This is a genomic window from Cryobacterium sp. TMS1-20-1 (genome assembly GCF_004402355.1).
Classification (GTDB): domain Bacteria; phylum Actinomycetota; class Actinomycetes; order Actinomycetales; family Microbacteriaceae; genus Cryobacterium; species Cryobacterium levicorallinum.
In genome coordinates, this window is sequence record NZ_SOGF01000040.1 from 1 (window position 1) to 13501 (window position 13501).

Genomic DNA, 13501 nt, shown 5'->3' on the forward strand with positions numbered 1-13501 from the left:
ATCATCACGACCCTGCATCACCCCAGTCTTAACGACCACGAGCCAACCCCCGGCAGGCGCGCCTTAAAAAAAGCGAAACCACACCCAAAGTTGTTCAGCAGACTCCTAGGCGTTTATTTTCTGTCTCGGGCCATTCTGCGAGCATCATCGCCGAGCCGCGCGCACGCGACGGCCAGGCCGTTTCGGATCGGCGCCATCATCACGGCCAGCCTGATGGTGACGACCTTTGTTTTCATCGACGCGCCCACGACCTCGGGAACGTTCATGAGGGATTTCGGCAATCAACCCGCAGCTGCCGCCTACTCTCTAGTCCAATTCACCTATTTGGGCATCGTCGTGGCCCTGACTGGAACGATCTGCCTGCGCTTTGCGGGGCGCATGAGTACCCCCGCTCGTCGTCTCGGATTCCGTGTCGTGGGCACCGGCTGTGGAGCGGCCGTCCTCACCGCGCTCAGCGTCGTGGGCATGGATCTCGCGCACGTCTTCGGAGCGATGCCTCTGCTTGCCTTGTTCGCGGGTGCCTACAACGTGCTGAACCTGGCCGCGATTCTGCTCCTCTGCTTTGGATTATCGCTCCCGCCGATTCTGGGTTGGGTAAGCAATACGATCGACCGGCGGAAACTGCAGGCGGTTCTTCCCGACCTCACTCGCATCTGGATCGAGGTCTCTGCCCAACACGTTGAGTTGCGTGATGAGTCTCACCCCCACGCCCCAGGTTTGGTACCGCGCGACGTCGACAAAGTCGTGCACCGCACGCTGGTCGAGATCCGTGACGCTCTTCTGTTCGACCCGAGTGCTCGCGACCGGCTCACGGACGAGGATCTCGAGTTGCTCACAGCGACCGAGACGCGCATCGGTGCGCAACGGACATCCGAGTGAAACTGGGCTACCTGCTGACCGCAGGGGGTCTCGCCGCCAGCGGTCTCATGATTGCGAGTCTTGCCGTCGTCAGACAGATCGTGAGAACGGATGCGCCCAGGCGCGAACGACTCCGCGTTCTCGCGGTCGATAATGTCTCGTCGTCGACTGCCACCGTGACCCTGTCGTTGAACGAGGCGACACGGGCGCCGGGGCACTACGCGATCTGGTTCGACTCCGGCCGCGGCTACGCACAGCTCGGGGGAGTCCTTGCCGTGGATGAGCGTGCCTCCATCGTCACGCGTGTGGTCGTCAGCTCGCGCGGCAGTCGGCTGCGAGCGGGCCTCTCGGCGAGGTGGAGCGGTGTCGTACCGTCGCAAGCAGTGGATGTCGGGCTGCCGTTCACCGCAGTCATCATCCCGACCGCGCTCGGTCCTGCGCCCGCTTACCGCTTCGATGCCCCCATCGACCGGCCACCCACCTCGACGTGGGCGATCCACATCCACGGGCAGGGCGCGAGCAGGGCGGGCCCGCTGCGCGGCGTTCCGGTCGCCCACCGTGCCGGCCTCACATCGCTCGTGGTCTCATACCGGAACGACCAGGAGGCCCCGAGCTCGCGCGATCGAAAGTCGATGCTGGGCCAGACCGAGTGGCACGATATCGACGCGGCCCTCGAGTACGCCGTGGCCCACGGCGCCGAAAGTATCATTCTCGTAGGCTGGTCAATGGGCGCGATAATCGCTCTGCAGCTCACCCGGTCAGCGCAGCAGCGGAAGCGAATCGCCGGGCTGTGCCTCATCGCCCCGGTCGTGGATTGGCGGTCGACGATTCTCGCCGCCGGCCGTCGAGCGCGCGTGCCGGCACCCGTTACCCGTTTGGCGCTGGGTGCGCTCGGAAGCTCCTTGTGGCGACGGGCAACCGGTCTGCAGGAGTCGATGCGCCTCTCGGATTTGAACTGGATCAACAACGGCCGCGACCTCAACGTCCCAACGCTGGTACTGCACAGTTCCGGCGACCGATCCGTTCCGATCACCCTGTCGCAGGCGTTCGCGGATGCCCACACAGAGCTGGTCGAGCTCGTCACGCTGCCCCCGGCTCCGCACACACTCGAATGGAACAGAAGCCCCCACCTCTGGGAAGACGCGCTATCCGATTGGCTGCATCTCCTACAGCTTTCAAGGGCTCTCTCGCGCAGCTCGGAATAAGCGCAACAAACCAGCAGAACAGGAGGACCACTCCGCGACGAAACTAGCCGGCTCGATGTTCACTGTCCTCATTCGCCTTGACAAAGTCCGCGACCATGATTGGCTCGTACTACGCGATAATCTCCGGCAGATCACCCCGATTGTGAAAGGAGGTGGCTCGTGAGCCACCACGCCGTTGTCAACCCCGCCACAGGCGAGACCATCAAGACTTACCCCCAGATTTCGGATGATGAAGTCGAGCAGGTCATAGCATCGGCGGACGAGGCCCACGTCGGCTGGTCGCGGAAGTCTTCAACCGACGAGCGGGCCGCGCTCCTGCGCAGGGTCGGCGATCTGCATGAGGAGCGCCGCGGCCAGCTGGCCGCCATCATCGTGCGCGAGATGGGAAAGCCCGTCGACGAAGCGCTCGGGGAGATCGACTACGCCGCCGACATCTACCGGTACTACGCCGACAACGCACAGGAATTTCTGAAGGACGAACCAATCACCCTCCTCAGCGGCGAGGGTTCCGCATTCATGCGCTCCAAATCTCTCGGTGTGCTGATTGGGATCATGCCGTGGAATTTTCCGTACTACCAGGTTGCGCGCTTCGCCGCACCGAACCTCATGACCGGCAACACGATCATCCTCAAGCATGCGTCGCAGTGCCCGGAGTCGGCCGCGGCGATTGAGCAAATCTTCCACGACGCAGGCTTCCCGGCTGGGGCCTACATCAATGTGTATGCGGACAGCGAGCAGGTCGCCACGGTGATCGCCGACCCGCGGGTACAGGGCGTGTCCCTCACCGGTTCGGAGGGTGCCGGCGCGGCCGTTGCCGAGGTGGCTGGTCGCCACCTCAAGAAGGTTGTGCTGGAACTGGGCGGGTCAGACCCGTTCATCCTGCTGAGCACCGACGACATGGCCGCCACAGTGGATGCCGCCGTCGAAGGTCGCCTCCGCAATGGCGGGCAGGCCTGCGATGCAGCTAAGCGATTTATCGTGATCGACGAACTTTATGATGAGTTCACGGAGAAGTTCACCGCCGCCATCCTGGCGATGTCACCCGGCGACCCGACCGTTCACGGTGCAGACTACGGCCCACTCTCTTCGCTCGGCGCGGCTGAGCATCTGGAGGAGCAGGTAGAGCGCGCGGTCGCGCAGGGCGCGACCCTGGCGACCACTGGCAAGCGGTCTGGTGCCTTCTATCCGTCTGCCGTGCTCACCGATGTCACGCGGGACAACGACACTTACCACGAGGAGTTCTTCGGCCCGGTAGCGTTCGTCTACCGGGCAGGCTCCGAGGATGACGCCATCACCCTCGCCAATGACACTCCGTTCGGACTGGGCTCCTACCTGTTCACGACCGATCCCGAGCAGGCACTTCGGGTCGCCGACCGTATCGAGGCCGGCATGGTCTACGTCAATCTCGTCGGCGCAGGCAGCGCAGAGCTGCCGTTCGGTGGGGTGAAAAGAAGCGGCATGGGGCGCGAACTCGGGCGCTACGGTGCCAGCGAATTCGTGAATAAGAAACTCATCCGCATCGGCTGACCCTGGCCGATCGTGGCGGCTAAACCGCCGCGGCATGCTCCTGCGCGCGAAGGTCTTTGCGCAGAATCTTGCCGGATGCTGACTTGGGAATCGCTTCGATGAACTCGACCGCCCGCACCTTCTTGTGCGGAGCGACTCGCTCGGTGACGTAGGCCATCACCTCCTCGGCCGTGACCGCCGACTCAGCCACGGTGACGACGAAGGCCTTGGGAATTTCCTGGCCGTCGGCATCCGCTACCCCGATCACGGCCGCATCCTTGATGCGCGGATGGGTGAGCAGCAGCGCCTCGAGCTCGGCCGGCGCGATCTGGTAGCCCTTGTACTTGATCAGCTCCTTGCTGCGGTCGACGATGGTCACCTCGCCGAGCGCACTCACCGTGGCGATGTCGCCGGTGTGCAAAAAACCGTCGGCGTCGATGGTCTCGCGGGTGGCCTGCTCGTTGTTCAGGTAGCCGAGCATCACGTTGGGGCCGCGCACGAGCAACTCGCCAGGCTCACTCACCCCCGCTGAGGGCACCTCGATCTCCTCGCCGGTTTCGGTCGAAATGAGCTTGCAGTCCATGTTCGGCACGGTCACCCCGACCGAGGCGCGCGACAGGTGCGGCGCGTCGATCGGAATCAGGTGACTCACGGGGCTGACCTCGGTCATGCCGTAGCCCTGCAGAATGCGGCAGTCCAGCCGGGCGGCGACGGCCGCGGCGAGGGTGCCGTCGAGCGGTGCAGCGCCGGAGAGAATCGTGTGCACGCTCGACAGGTCGTAGCTTTCGACGAGCGGATGCTTCGCCACGGCGACCGCAATCGGCGGCGCGATGAACACGTAGCTGCAGCGATGATCCTGAATCATTCGTAGAAATTCGACGAAGTCGAACTTCGCCATCGTGACGAGGGCGGCCCGCTGTTTGAAGGCGAGGTTGAGCAGAACCGTCATTCCGTAGATGTGGTAGAACGGCAGCAGTGCGAGCACCCTGTCTTCGGGCACGACGCCGATCAGGTCCCGCGCTTGCTGCACGTTCGCGACCAGGTTGCGGTGGCTGAGCATGACGCCCTTCGGCGCCGCTGTCGTGCCCGAGGAGTACGGCAAAACGGCCACGTGCGTGGCCGGGACGATGGTCACGACCGGCGCTGCGGCATCCGCTGCCAGCAAATCAGCCAGCGACGGATGCCCCGGCTCGCCGTCGATCACCACGATGTGCTCGTCGGGAATGCCGGCGGCGTGCGCTGCAGCCTTGGCACCGGGCAGCAGTGGCGAGACGGTCACAAGCCAGGTCGCGCCGGAGTCGACCAGCTGACGCTGAATGTCGTCAGGGGTGTAGAGCGAATTGATGGTGGTGACCGTGGCGCCGGCGCGCAGAATACCGTGGAAGACGGCGGTGAACTCCGGTGTGTTGGGGCAGAGCAGGCCGATGACCGTGCCGGGGCCGACGCCTTGGGCGGCAAGAGCGCCAGCCACTCGGGTGATCTGGTCGACCAGGGTGCGATAGCTGAGTGCCTCGCCCGTGGCCCCGTCGATCACCGCGGTGCGCTCGAGCTCGGCCTCGGTCAAATCGCCGAACAGAAAATCGAAAATGCTCAGGTTGGGAATCTCGACCGGAGCGTAGGGGCTCGTGAACACGGGGATCTCCTTTGATCGGGTGCGGCGGTTCACCGTACCGCTCGGGGCTGGCGCGAAACTGTGCATGTCACGAAAGTGTCGATCTCGGCGCCAGATGTAGCTGGCGCGTTCACCGGCGGGTGGCGCGGTGACCGAGTGTCACGGAGCCCAATTGCCATGGCGCGTTCACCTGCCGGCTACCCGGGTCGCCTTGGCTGTTGGCGTGGTCTGCCTAGCGTTGCAGAACGTCCTGGCCGCGCTGGCGTCGGCCACGACCGGAATCGGTGTGACGACCGGTCTCGGCGAGCACGTCATTTCTACTGTCTGCGATCACCTCTCTGAAAGGCATTTCATGAGTACTGCACCGCTCTCTCCCGACCTGGACTCAGACCTCGACCTCGATGATTTCGAACCGGACGACGTCGAGGTTGAACTCGTCGTCTTCGACATGGCCGGCACCACCGTGAGCGACAACGGACTCGTCGAGCGGGCGTTTGTGCTGGCAGCGCAACGCAGCGGCATCGCCGACACCGCCGACGCGTTGGAAGAGGCCGTCGCCTTCGTGCGTGAAACCATGGGCCAGTCCAAGCTGGATGTCTTTCGCGAACTGACCGACTCCGAAGAGGATGCCCTGGCGGCCACGGAAGCCTTTGAAACCGCCTACGGTGAACTCGTCGATCGGGTCGGGGTGAGCGCGATCGATGGTACGTCCGACCTGTTTCAGGAGCTGCGCGACAACGGCCTGAAAATTGCCCTGGTCACCGGTTTCTCCCGCGCGACCCAGGACACGCTGATTGACGCCCTGGGCTGGAGCGATCTGATCGATGTGAGCCTGTGCCCGGCCGAAGCCGGTCGCGGCCGCCCCTATCCTGACCTGCCGCTCACCGCCTTGTTACGCACCGGTACGTCCAGCGTTGCGGCGATGGTCGTCGTGGGAGACACCGCCAGCGACATGCTCTCCGGGCTGAGTGCGGGCGCTGGACTCGTGGTCGGCGTGCGCACCGGTACCCATGACACCGAGACCCTGGAGGATGCCGGGGCTGACGTGGTCATTGACAGCGTGGCCGACCTCGCCGAGCTGCTCGGCCTGCGTGAGGAAACGATCGAGTAGTCATGTCGAAATCGGACCCGCACTCGAGGCCACCGTCGACGGACGGGATGCTGGCGACCGCTGCCGGGGATGTACTGCCGGTGAGCGGCTACCGGCTCGGCCGCGAGATCGTGCTGCCGCGCACCGCCGAGGCGATGGTCTGGTTGGGAGCAGGCCTGCCGCTGGAGTGCGTGGCGGTGCCGGGAGTGCTGCTGCGTCCCGGCGACGTGCTGGTCGAGGTCGAGTTGGCGACCGTCTGCGGATCCGACGTGCATACGGCGCTGGGTCACCGCCCGGCCGCGAAGCCGCTCGTGCTCGGCCACGAGCAGGTCGGTCGCATCGTCGCGACCGGCGACCCGGCATATGCCGCAAATGGAATGCCTCTGCGGGTGGGGCAGCGCGTGGTGTGGTCGGTCACCGTGAGCTGTGGAACGTGCCCCCGTTGCCGCCGCGGAGTCCCGCAGAAATGCCTCGACCTGGCCAAATACGGCCACGAACGGATGCAGCGGGGCTGGGAACTCAGCGGCGGCTTCGCCACCCACGTGCAGGTGTGTGCCGGCACGGCGATCGTGGTGGTGGACGAGCAGGTTCCGGCGTCGGTGCTCGCGCCGGCCTCCTGCGCGACCGCGACGGTCGTCGCCGCGCTGGCTGCGGCATCCGCTTTGGTGCCGCTGGCCGGAGCCACGGTGCTGGTAACCGGTGCGGGGATGCTCGGGTTGACGGCCTGCGCCATGGCGACGGATGCCGGTGCCAGCGTGGTCGTGAGTGACCCGGATGCTGCGCGGCGCCAGCTCGCGCTGGCCTTCGGAGCGGCCGCCGTTGCAGACCCGGGTGCGCCCGGCGAGTCGCCGACCGGGGTGGCGAGCGTTCTCGCCGCGTTGCAGGATACCGGTGCGGCCGAGCCGACGATCGCGCTGGAACTGAGCGGTGCCCAAACGGCGGTGCAGACCGTCATCGATCTGATCGGCATCGGCGGAGTCGTCGTGCTGGTCGGGAGCGTTTCTCCGGGGGAGCCGGTGCTGCTCGACCCGGAGTCGATGGTGCGCCGCCTGATTACGCTGCGCGGTGTGCACAACTACACGCCGGCCGATCTGCAGCAGGCGGTGACCTATCTGAGCGGCGGCTGGCATCGGCATCCGTTTTCGGCGCTGGTGGGGACGACGTTTCCCCTCGTGAAAGCGGATTCTGCCCTCTTGAAGGCCGCCACCGCCCGCTACCCCCGCGTCGGAATCACCCCGCAGCAGCCCGCTACTCTCGGCTGACCTGCCCCGCCGTTTCGCTCCATCGCTGTGAACGGGCCCCGTCCCCATTGAATCCGTATTGAGGGGAGGCTAGCTGGCGCCGCCGGGCGGGCCGAGCGTGAGCAGCGTGGCCATGATCGACACCAGGGCGACCGCCATGGCTGTCACGAGCAGCACCGGGCGGGCCAGCACCCAGCGGAGCAGGGCGCTCACCCGGGTCTGATCGCGGGGATCATCGGTGCGAGTACGGCGCCAATCGCCGTCGAGCCGGCCCTTCTTCTCCAGCCCGCGGTCGAGGGAGATCGTGACGAACGGAATGATCGCGGTGACCATGGCGATCGCGGTGAGCTTCGGGCCCCAGTGCTGGTTGACGCCGACGAACCCGGCCGTCAGGCCGAAGGCGATGAAGACGAGGCCGTGCAGGAATCCGCCGATCTGCACCCCGAGCTCCCCGACCTGAAGGACATATTTCAGGAACATCCCGGTGAGCAGCAGCGCCCAGGTAATGGCTTCGGCAATGGCGACGGAACGAAACAGCAGGCGCGGGGTCATGGTGACTTTCAACTCAGGGCAGGGCAGGGGCATTCCCATCGTCGCAGCCGCAGCTGAACAACCCCCGGCGGGCACGCCTGAGCGGTCGCCAAGAAACATGCATCACTAGAAACTTGCAGTTGCGCAACCGAGGCGGGGTTCCTGATGATCCCGATGATGGCCGCGCTGCTGATCAGCTCGATCGGTTCCGGCTGGTCAGCAAGTTCGGGCGCTACAAGTGGATGCGCATCGCCGTACCCGGCCGCTGCTACCGTGAACCCATGCGCACGCTTTCGCCCCGCCCTAACCGCCCGGCTGCGGCATGATCGGGGTCGTGCTCGCCCTCGTTTCGGCCGCGGCCTATGGTATGAGCGACTTTCTCGGCGGCATCGCGTCCCGCCGGGTGGCCGCACTCCGGGTCGTCCTCCTGTCGTATCCGATCTCGGCCCTGATTATCGCCGTCGCTGCCGCGTTCGTCGGCGGCGAGTTTTCCTGGCGGTCGATGCTGTTCGGCGCGGCGTCCGGCGTGGTGATGGCCCTGGCCATGTGGTGGTTCTACATCGCCCTCGCCGAGGGGCCGATGAGCGTGGTGTCGCCGCTGACCGCCGTGATCGTCGCCGGAATTCCGGTCATTGTGGGAGTGCTGATCGGGGAGCGGCCCTCGGGCATCTCCTACGCCGGAATTGCGCTGGCGATCGTCGCGGTGATCATGGTGAGCCGCGAGCCGAAGGGGGTCGAAGACCACACCGTTTCCGGGGCCAATGCTCCGCGGTTCACCCGCCGGGTGGCCTGGTTCACGGTGGGATCCGGCGTCTGCTTCGCCCTGAGTTTTATCTTCACCAACGAGATTGAGGTCGGCACCGGGCTGTGGCCGCTGGTGGTGGCGCGCACCGTGGCATCCGTGATCGTCATCGCGGTGGCGACTGGAACCCGGCAGTTGGGCAGGCCGCCGCTGACGATTCTCGGACTCGCCGTACTCGTGGCAACGCTCGACGTCATTGCCACGATCACGCTGCTCTGCGCGCTGCAGGGTGGCCTGCTGTCGCTGGTGTCGGTACTCGTGGCGCTCTACCCGGCCGTGACCGTGCTGCTCGCGGTGCTCGTACTCAAGGAACGGGTCGGCGGCTGGCAGGTCGCCGGCATGGGCCTCGCCCTGGCCGCGGTCGCCGCCATCGCCGCCAACGGCTAGCTGCCCGGCTCGCCAAGCGGATGCCGCGCCAAGCGGATGCCGCGCCCGAACGTGATGCGGCGAGCGCGGGCGCGGCTATCTGGCCGAACCGACGCAGCGCGGCTACGCGCCGACGAGCGTCCGCGCGATGACCGAGGTGAAGAACGTGAGGCCGTCAATACCGCTGGCCATCGCCGCGTCGGTGTCGGGCCCGAAGCCGGCCTCGACGGCGTGCTCGGGGTGTGGCATGAGGCCGACGACGTTGCCGCGGGCGTTGGTCACGCCGGCAATGTCATTCAGTGACCCGTTCGGGTTTCCGAGGTAGCGAGCCACGATGCGGCCTTCACCCTCGAGCATTTTGAGGGTCTCGGCCGAGGCCATGAACGAGCCCTCGCCGTTCTTGAGCGGAATGACGATTTCGGCGTTGGCTTCGAAACCGTTGGTCCAGTCGCTCGCGTTGTTCTCGATGCGCAAGCCCTGGTCCCGGCAGATGAAGCGGCCCTGCTCATTGCGAATAAGTCCGCCGTCGAGCAGGTGGGCCTCGGTGAGCATCTGGAATCCGTTGCAGATTCCCAGCACCGGCATGCCCTTGTTGGCCGCGTCGATGACCTCGGTCATGATCGGCGAAAGGCTTGCGATGGCGCCGGCCCGCAGGTAATCGCCGTAGCTGAATCCGCCGGGCAGCACGATGGCGTCGACGCCGTGCAGGTCGTGGTCGCCGTGCCAGAGGGCTACGGCGTCGGCGCCGGCGAGACGAATCGCGCGCGCAGCGTCACGATCATCGAGCGAGCCGGGAAAGGTGACGACGCCGATCCGCATCAGGCGACCGCTGACGAGGGGGCGTCCTGCACGTGGATGCCGACGACATCCTCGATCACGGAGTTGGACAGCACGGTGTCGGCGAGCTCGCGCACGGCGGCGAGGGTCGTGGCATCCGCTTCACCGTCGAGGGAAATCTCGAAGCGCTTGCCGACGCGCACGCCGGTGACGTTGGCCAGCGCTGATTGGGTCTGACCGAGGCGACCGAGGGCGCCGGCGACGGCCTTGCCCTGGGGGTCAAGCAACTCAGCCTTGGGCATTACTTCGACGACGATCGTTGGCACAGGGCACTCCGCATACAGTCTGGGGCTATTAGTCGTGGCAAATCACTACAATTCTACAGGTCGAGCCCGACCGGGCCCGCCGGTCTACTGGCTCAGCCCGCTTTGGCCGAGCAGAATGCCGCGCAGCACGTCGCGTACGGCGGCCACGCCGTCGTAGGTCTCGACGAAGCTCGTGCTGAGCGGAGCCAACCCGAGCCGCAGCCCGTTTGGGGCGCGAAAGTCGGGAATCACATCGTTATCCCACAGAATCTTGGTCACCTGACGCATGAGCGGATGGTTGATCGTCACGTGCCCGCCGCGATGCGTCTGTTCCCGCGGCGATGCCACGGTGACGCCCATCGGCGCGAGCCACTCGTCGACGAGGGTGATCGCGAACTCGGTCAGCGCCACCGACTTCGCGCGCACCGACTCGATCGTCGCCTCGTCGAGCATGGCAATCGTGTCCTGCATCGCGAGCATGCCCAGCACGGCGGGCGTTCCGCTCATGAATCGACGGATGCCGGTGGCCGGCCGATACCCCGGCCCCATTTCAAAGATGTCCTGCGTTCCCATCCAGCCCTGAATTGGCTGGGTCAGCACATCCTGCAGGTCACTCTTGACGTACCCGAAGGCCGGCGCGCCGGGCCCGCCGCTCAGGTACTTGTAGGAGCAGCCGACCGCGAGGTCGACGTCGCAGAGGTCGAGCTGCACCGGAACCGAACCGACCGAATGGCTCAGGTCCCAGAGCACGAGGGCGTCGTGTTCGTGGGCGATGGCGGTGATCGCCCTCATGTCGGCGAGGTAACCGGAACGGTAGGCGACGTGGCTGAGCAGCACCAGCGAGGTCTGTGACCCTACGACCTGGCGCACCTGTTCGGCCGTGACGCCACCCTCCGGATCGGAGTCGATCCAGCGCAGCGTGAGGCCACGCTCCCGCGCGATGCCCTCGAGAATGTAGCGGTCGGTGGGAAAGTTGTCGCTGTCAAGCACGATTTCGGTGCGGTTGGGACGTGAATCCACCGCGGCGCGGGCAAGTTTGTAGAGCAGTACGGTCGTTGAGTCGCCGACGAACACCTGCCCGGCGGCCGCGCCGAGGCAGGCCCGGCCGAGGTCGTCGCCGATCTGCAGGGGCAACTCCATCCACCGCTCGTCCCAGCCGCGAATGAGTCGCGTACCCCAGTCCTGCTGCAGAAAGTCGGCGATGCGTTCGGCGCTCGCCCGCAGTGGGCGGCCGAGCGAGTTGCCGTCGAGATAAGAACGGGGGTTGGCGGTCTCGGGATCGGCGTCGGTGCCGAGAAAACGGCCGCGGTAGTGCGCCAGGCCGTCGATGCGGTCCATTCGGCGCGCAAAGGTGAGCTGGGCGTCCAGGCCGGTTGCTCCGGCAAGGGTGGGCGTCATTCGAGTACCTCGAGTTCTGAGTGGGTGAGGGCGCGGGCGCTGCCGAGCCACTCGGTGAATTCGTCTGGATCGCGTGGTCGCTCGCCGGGAATGAAGGTCACCCGCGTGTCAGCGAGGGCCAGACCGAGCGGTGCGCGCGGGCACAGGGCGTCCAACACGTCGTCGGGGGTCAGCCCGGCGGCGAGCAGAGCGCTGATCTCGCGACGGTTGATGCCGAGCGGGAGCGGCCCGTTGCCGAGGTCGGTGCCGTACAGCACTCGCCCGCCGGCGGCGTGAAACCGGTGCAGGTTGTCACTGGCGATATCGAAGGCTTCGGTCGGCGTGCCCCAGCCGTGAATGTCCAGGGTGCTGATCCAGGTCATGCTGGCCGCCATTGCCGTCACCAGATCGTCGGCGAGGCGCTCCGAAAACGGCGTGTGCGCGAACGCATCGACTCCCGCGGCGAAGGCCCGATCGGCCTGCCCGGCGCCCTCGGCGTGCGCCACGACCGGCAGCCCGCATTCGTGGGCCCGACCGACCGCCGCGGTCAGTGCCTCGGCATTCAACACCGGACCGGCCACGGCATTCAGCGTGACCTTCAAAACGGATGCCCCCGCCGCGGCCTGTAAATCGACTGCCGCCGCAGCATCCGCGGCTGTTGCAATCTCCCGGCACCAACCGGGTTCGGCCCAACCGGACTGCCTCGGGTAGCCGCCCGGCGCCGTGAGGAATTGGTAGGCATATGCCACATCAGGCATGTCTTCGCGTTTGCCGTCCGGCAGCCAGCCGCCGAGGTCGATCACTCGGGCGATGCCGCCGTCGACCAGCTGGCCCGGATCAATCAGGGCCAGGTGCACGTGGGCGTCGAGAAAGCCCCGATAGACCGCGCCCCGCCCACGCAGAAAGTGCCCATGAACGGACTGGCCGGTCACGCTCCGATCTCCGTGCGCACCGCGAACAGCTCCGGAAAGAACGTGAGCTCGAGGGCCTTTTGCAGAAAGGCTGCGCCGCTCGAACCGCCGGTGCCGTGCTTCATACCGATAATGCGCTGCACTGTCTTCAAGTGGCGAAAGCGCCACAGTTGAAAGTTGTCTTCAAGGTCGACGAGTTCTTCGCAGGCCTCGTAGGCGGCCCAATTCTCGGACGCGTTCTCGTAAATTCCGCGAAAAGTATGTACGAGTTCGGGGTGAAACGTCCAGGCCTCGGTGACGTCGCGGCCCCGGATGGCGGCCGGAATGTCGAAGCCCGCGCGGTGCAGGTAACGGAGAAATTCGTCGTACAGGCTCGGCGCCTCGAGCATGTCGGTCAGCAGGGCGTGAGCCGGGGCATCCGCTTCAAAGACCGTCAGCATGCGGCGGTTCTTGTTGCCCAGGGCGAATTCGACCGCACGGTACTGGTACGACTGAAACCCGCTCGAATTACCGAGAAAGTGCCGAAACTGCGCGTATTCAGTCGGGGTGAGGGTGGCGAGCACCGACCACTGCTCGGTCAGTGTGCGCTGGATGTGTTTGACCCGGGCAATGCCTTTGAGGGCCGGCGCGAGTTGATCCTGGCGCAGCGCTTCGATGGCTGCGCGAAGCTCATGCAGCATGAGCTTGAGCCACAGTTCGGTGGTCTGGTGCTGAATAATGAATAACAGCTCATCGTGGTGTTCCGGAACGCTGACCGGATTCTGCGCAGCGAGCAGCACGGGAAGGTCAAGGTAGGTCCCATAGCTCATCTTCTCTCGAAAATCGGTGACGATCTCGGGGTCGAACTCGCGGGTGTTGTTTTTGAGGGTCATGGGTTCCGTTCGGCTTGTTCAAATTGTGCGCACGTTGCGGCGGCGGGC

At 65.8% G+C, this 13501-nt stretch carries 13 protein-coding genes; 6 read left to right on the plus strand and 7 right to left on the minus strand.

Translation table 11 applies throughout. From position 1 onward, the window contains the following. The 3 genes from E3O45_RS17525 to E3O45_RS08585 all read left to right on the plus strand — a co-directional run. Positions 1-879 (plus strand): hypothetical protein (locus E3O45_RS17525; protein ID WP_166789440.1); only part of this gene is annotated, 879 nt, incomplete at its 5' end. Then, on the plus strand, positions 876-2063 hold the full coding sequence (locus E3O45_RS08580; protein ID WP_134443027.1) for a S9 family peptidase: 1188 nt from the start codon (positions 876-878) through the stop codon (positions 2061-2063). The genes E3O45_RS17525 and E3O45_RS08580, both read left to right, overlap by 4 nt. Before the next feature lie 159 nt (positions 2064-2222). Beyond that, entirely contained in the window at positions 2223-3590 is a 1368-nt protein-coding gene (locus tag E3O45_RS08585) for an NAD-dependent succinate-semialdehyde dehydrogenase (protein WP_134443028.1), read from the plus strand. A 19-nt stretch (positions 3591-3609) separates the two neighbouring features. Here the strand turns inward: E3O45_RS08585 and E3O45_RS08590 are convergent, their stop codons facing one another. Continuing rightward, positions 3610-5202 carry an AMP-binding protein gene (locus tag E3O45_RS08590; protein WP_198418241.1) on the minus strand — a complete coding sequence of 531 codons (1593 nt, stop codon included), beginning with the start codon at positions 5200-5202 and terminating at the stop codon, positions 3610-3612. Positions 5203-5533: 331 nt separating this feature from the next. Here E3O45_RS08590 and E3O45_RS08595 point away from each other — a divergent pair, with 331 nt between their 5' ends. Both E3O45_RS08595 and E3O45_RS08600 read left to right on the plus strand, forming a co-directional pair. Continuing rightward, positions 5534-6292 carry a phosphonatase-like hydrolase gene (locus tag E3O45_RS08595; protein WP_134443030.1) on the plus strand — a complete coding sequence of 253 codons (759 nt, stop codon included), beginning with the start codon at positions 5534-5536 and terminating at the stop codon, positions 6290-6292. Between the two features lie 2 nt (positions 6293-6294). Further along, positions 6295-7533, plus strand: coding sequence for an alcohol dehydrogenase catalytic domain-containing protein (locus E3O45_RS08600; protein ID WP_241985292.1), 1239 nt, complete (start codon positions 6295-6297; stop codon positions 7531-7533). Positions 7534-7602: 69 nt separating this feature from the next. Here the strand turns inward: E3O45_RS08600 and E3O45_RS08605 are convergent, their stop codons facing one another. Continuing rightward, the gene (locus E3O45_RS08605; RefSeq protein ID WP_134443031.1) at positions 7603-8064 is read right to left on the minus strand and encodes a DUF3817 domain-containing protein; all 462 of its coding nucleotides are present in this window, start codon (positions 8062-8064) and stop codon (positions 7603-7605) included. A gap of 301 nt (positions 8065-8365) precedes the next feature. Here E3O45_RS08605 and E3O45_RS08610 point away from each other — a divergent pair, with 301 nt between their 5' ends. Further along, entirely contained in the window at positions 8366-9232 is an 867-nt protein-coding gene (locus E3O45_RS08610; RefSeq protein ID WP_134443032.1) for a DMT family transporter, read from the plus strand. A 102-nt stretch (positions 9233-9334) separates the two neighbouring features. On the opposite strand, the gene purQ is transcribed toward E3O45_RS08610, so the two are convergent. From purQ to kynA, 5 genes are all read right to left on the minus strand, one after another. Then, entirely contained in the window at positions 9335-10030 is a 696-nt protein-coding gene (gene purQ / locus E3O45_RS08615) for a phosphoribosylformylglycinamidine synthase subunit PurQ (protein WP_134443033.1), read from the minus strand. Beyond that, positions 10030-10314 (minus strand): phosphoribosylformylglycinamidine synthase subunit PurS, encoded by a 285-nt coding sequence (locus tag E3O45_RS08620; protein WP_134443034.1) that lies wholly within the window; start codon positions 10312-10314, stop codon positions 10030-10032. Before E3O45_RS08620 ends, purQ begins: the two co-directional genes overlap by 1 nt. Before the next feature lie 84 nt (positions 10315-10398). Beyond that, entirely contained in the window at positions 10399-11691 is a 1293-nt protein-coding gene (locus E3O45_RS08625; RefSeq protein ID WP_134443035.1) for a kynureninase, read from the minus strand. Beyond that, positions 11688-12602 (minus strand): amidohydrolase, encoded by a 915-nt coding sequence (locus E3O45_RS08630; RefSeq protein ID WP_134443036.1) that lies wholly within the window; start codon positions 12600-12602, stop codon positions 11688-11690. Before E3O45_RS08630 ends, E3O45_RS08625 begins: the two co-directional genes overlap by 4 nt. Beyond that, positions 12599-13453, minus strand: a complete 855-nt coding sequence (gene kynA / locus E3O45_RS08635; protein WP_134443037.1) for a tryptophan 2,3-dioxygenase — start codon at positions 13451-13453, stop codon at positions 12599-12601. The genes E3O45_RS08630 and kynA overlap by 4 nt, the downstream gene beginning before the upstream one ends. Positions 13454-13501 lie beyond the last annotated feature (48 nt).

Coding starts and splice junctions, on each gene's coding strand:
- E3O45_RS08605 (WP_134443031.1), bottom strand. CDS start 8,064: ATGACCCCGCGCCTGCTGTTTCGTTCCGTCGCCATTGCCGAAGCCATT.
- kynA (WP_134443037.1), bottom strand. CDS start 13,453: ATGACCCTCAAAAACAACACCCGCGAGTTCGACCCCGAGATCGTCACC.
- E3O45_RS08610 (WP_134443032.1), top strand. CDS start 8,366: ATGATCGGGGTCGTGCTCGCCCTCGTTTCGGCCGCGGCCTATGGTATG.
- E3O45_RS08625 (WP_134443035.1), bottom strand. CDS start 11,691: ATGACGCCCACCCTTGCCGGAGCAACCGGCCTGGACGCCCAGCTCACC.
- E3O45_RS08600 (WP_241985292.1), top strand. CDS start 6,295: ATGTCGAAATCGGACCCGCACTCGAGGCCACCGTCGACGGACGGGATG.
- E3O45_RS08595 (WP_134443030.1), top strand. CDS start 5,534: ATGAGTACTGCACCGCTCTCTCCCGACCTGGACTCAGACCTCGACCTC.
- purQ (WP_134443033.1), bottom strand. CDS start 10,030: ATGCGGATCGGCGTCGTCACCTTTCCCGGCTCGCTCGATGATCGTGAC.